We start from the raw sequence: 3,023 nt of genomic DNA, 5'->3' as shown, positions 1-3,023 counted from the left end.
CGGCGGCCCCGGCGGCTCCGCCTCCGCGGTGCTGGCCGAGCTGCGGCGCGCCGCCGGGCCGCCCTTCGCGCTGCTGCGCAGGCGCACGCCCGGCCGGGACGGGAGCACCGTCGAGGTGCTGACCGGGCCCGTGCGCGAGCTGGAACGGCTCGCCGAGATCCCGGACCGGGACGGCGGGGCGCTGGCCCTGGTGCCGTTCCGGCAGATCGCGGAGCGCGGCTTCGACGTCCGCGACGACGGCACCCCGCTCGTCGTCCTGCTGCCGGTACGGCGCCACGAGCTGCCGCTGGAGGGGCCGGACGGGGTACTGGCCGCGCTGCCGGACCACCGGGTGCGGGTGGCGGACGGCGCGTTCGACGTGGACGACGAGGCGTACGCACGGACCGTGCGCCGGGTGGTGGACGAGGAGATCGGCACCGGCGAGGGCGCCAACTTCGTGATCCGCCGCACCTTCGAGGGCACCCTCCCGGGCTTCTCGCGGGACGACGCGCTGGCGCTGTTCGGGCGGCTGCTGCGCGGCGAGCGGGGCGCGTACTGGACGTTCCTGGTGCACACGGGCGAGAGGGTGCTGCTGGGGGCCGGCCCGGAGGTACACGTACGGATGAGCGGGGACACCGTCGTGATGAACCCGATCAGCGGCACCTACCGATATCCCCCGGAGGGGCCCAGCGTGGCGGGGCTGCTGGAGTTCCTGGCCGACCGCAAGGAGAGCGAGGAGCTGTCCATGGTCGTCGACGAGGAGCTGAAGATGATGTGCACCGTCGGCGACGAGGGCGGGGTCGTCGTCGGGCCCCGGCTGCGGGAGATGGCGCACCTCGCGCACACCGAGTACGAGCTGCGCGGGCGCAGCACCCTCGATGTGCGCGAGGTGCTGCGCGAGACGATGTTCGCCGCGACCGTCACCGGCTCCCCCGTGCAGAACGCCTGCCGCGTCATCGAGCGCCACGAGCACGGCGGACGCGGCTACTACGCGGGAGCGCTGGCCCTCGTCGGGCGGGACGCGGGCGGCACCCAGACCCTCGACTCGCCGATCCTGATCCGCACCGCCGACATCGACCCGGCCGACGGACGGCTGCGCGTCCCGGTCGGCGCGACGCTGGTACGGGCCTCGGACCCGGCGAGCGAGGTCGCCGAGACCCATGCGAAGGCGGCGGGGGTGCTGACCGCGCTCGGCGTGCGCGCGGCCCCCGAGCGCCCGGGGCCGGCGGAGCGCCCGGAGTGGGCCGGGGGCGCGGAGCCGGCCCGGGATCCGCGGGTGCAGGCGGCGCTGGCGGAGCGGCGGGCGCGGCTGGCGCCGTTCTGGCTGCGGATGCGGACCGCAGGAACCGGAGGGACCGGAGGAACCGGGCGGGCCGGAACCGGCGCCGGGGCGGGGGCGGGGCAGGACGTCCTCGTCGTCGACGGCGAGGACACCTTCACCTCGATGCTGGCCCACCTGCTGCGCTCCGGCGGCCACCGGGTGACCGTGCACCGGCACGACCGGCCGGGGCTGCGGGAGGCGGCGCTGGCGCACTCGGGTCCCGTGGTGCTGGGCCCCGGGCCCGGCGACCCGTGCTCCGCCGCCGACCCCAAGATGCGGCTGCTCCGCGGACTGGCCGCCGGCCTGCTGCGCGAACGCCGCCACGGTCTGCTGGGCGTGTGCCTCGGACATGAGCTGCTCGCCGCCGAGCTCGGGCTCGACCTGGTACGGAAGGAGCGCCCGTACCAGGGGGCGCAGGAGCGGATCGACCTGTTCGGAAGCGCCGAGACCGTCGGCTTCTACAGCTCCTACACCGCGCACTGCGACGAGGACACCGCCCAGGAGCTGGCCCTGCACCAGGTCGAGCTGAGCCGGGACCCGGCCACCGGCGAGATCCACGCCCTGCGCGGCCCCGGCTTCGCGGGCGTCCAGTTCCACCCGGAGTCCGTCCTGACGCTGCGGGGCGCGGAGATCATCGCCGAGCTGCTGGCGGCAGCCCCGGTGCGGTGAGGACGTCGGCGCCGGTGCGGCCGGCCAGGTAGTCCGCCACGTTGCCGGCCGTGGTCTCGACGATCTGGCCGACCGCGTCGGCCGTGTAGTACGCCTGGTGCGAGGTGACCAGGACGTTGTTGAAGGTCATCAGACGGGCAAGGGTGTCGTCCTGGATCACGTCGAGCGACTTGTCCAGGAAGAACAGGCCGGACTCCGCCTCGTACACATCCAGCCCCACCCCCGAGAACCGGCCCCGGCGCAGCTCCTCGACCAGCGCCTCGGTGTCGATCAGGCCGCCGCGGCTGGTGTTGATCAGCAGCGCGTCGTCCTTCATGGAGCGCAGCGCACCGCCGTCGATGAGGTGGTGGGTGTCGGGGAGGAGCGGGACGTGCAGGCTGATCAGGTCGGCCTCGGCGAGCAGGCGGGGCAGCTCGACATAGCGCATGCCCAGCTCGGCGCAGGCCGGGTTCTCGGCGATGTCCCAGCCCAGCAGGCGCATGCCGAAGCCGTGTGCGATCCGGGTGAACGCCTCGCCGATCTTGCCGGTCCCGACGATCCCGGCCGTACGCCCGTGCATGTCGCGGCCCATCAGGCCGTCCAGCCGGAAGTCGAACTCGCGGGTGCGGCGGGCGGCGCGGACGACCCGGCGGCCCGCGGCCATGGCGAGGGACCAGGCGAACTCGGCGACGGAGAACGGCGAGTAGTACGACACCCGGGCCACGGTCATACCGAGCTCGGCCGCGGTGTCCAGTGCGATGTTGTTGAAGCCGGTGGCGCGCTGGGCGATCATCCTGGTGCCGCCGCGGTCGAGGGTGCGCAGCACGTCGGCGTCCAGGTCGGCGTTGACGCTGACGGAGATGATCTCGTGCCCCGCGGCAAGCGGGGCGGTGTCGCCGTTCATGAACACATCGAGGCAGCGAACGCCCAGCCGGCGCTGCGCGAAGGCCCGCTCCAGGCAGGGGCGCTCGTCCTGCTGGACGCCGAAGGCGAGAGTGTCCCGCATATGCCGCTCCCTGGGTCCGGGTGCCCCCCTCTCACTGTACGGACCCCGCCCCCAGGCTGTCTCTTATAC

Annotated in this window: 2 protein-coding genes; one reads left to right on the top strand and one right to left on the bottom strand. The window is 74.2% G+C overall.

The annotated features are described in order from the left end of the window. Window positions 1-28: 28 nt before the first annotated feature. The gene (locus G5C65_RS34595; protein WP_165303021.1) at window positions 29-1,969 is read left to right on the top strand and encodes a chorismate-binding protein; all 1,941 of its coding nucleotides are present in this window, start codon (window positions 29-31) and stop codon (window positions 1,967-1,969) included. On the opposite strand, the gene G5C65_RS34590 is transcribed toward G5C65_RS34595, so the two are convergent. After that, window positions 1,932-2,954 (bottom strand): 2-hydroxyacid dehydrogenase, encoded by a 1,023-nt coding sequence (locus G5C65_RS34590; protein WP_165303020.1) that lies wholly within the window; start codon window positions 2,952-2,954, stop codon window positions 1,932-1,934. The two genes, G5C65_RS34595 and G5C65_RS34590, sit on opposite strands and share 38 nt — an antisense overlap. Window positions 2,955-3,023: the final 69 nt, after the last annotated feature.

Origin of the sequence: Streptomyces boncukensis, from assembly GCF_011045075.1 — a bacterium.
Lineage (GTDB): Bacteria > Actinomycetota > Actinomycetes > Streptomycetales > Streptomycetaceae > Streptomyces > Streptomyces boncukensis.
This window is presented reverse-complemented; position numbering and strand designations above follow the sequence as displayed.

Bases quoted from the DNA above. Each gene is read 5' to 3' on its own strand.
- G5C65_RS34590 (WP_165303020.1), bottom strand. From the start codon at position 2,954: ATGCGGGACACTCTCGCCTTCGGCGTCCAGCAGGACGAGCGCCCCTGC.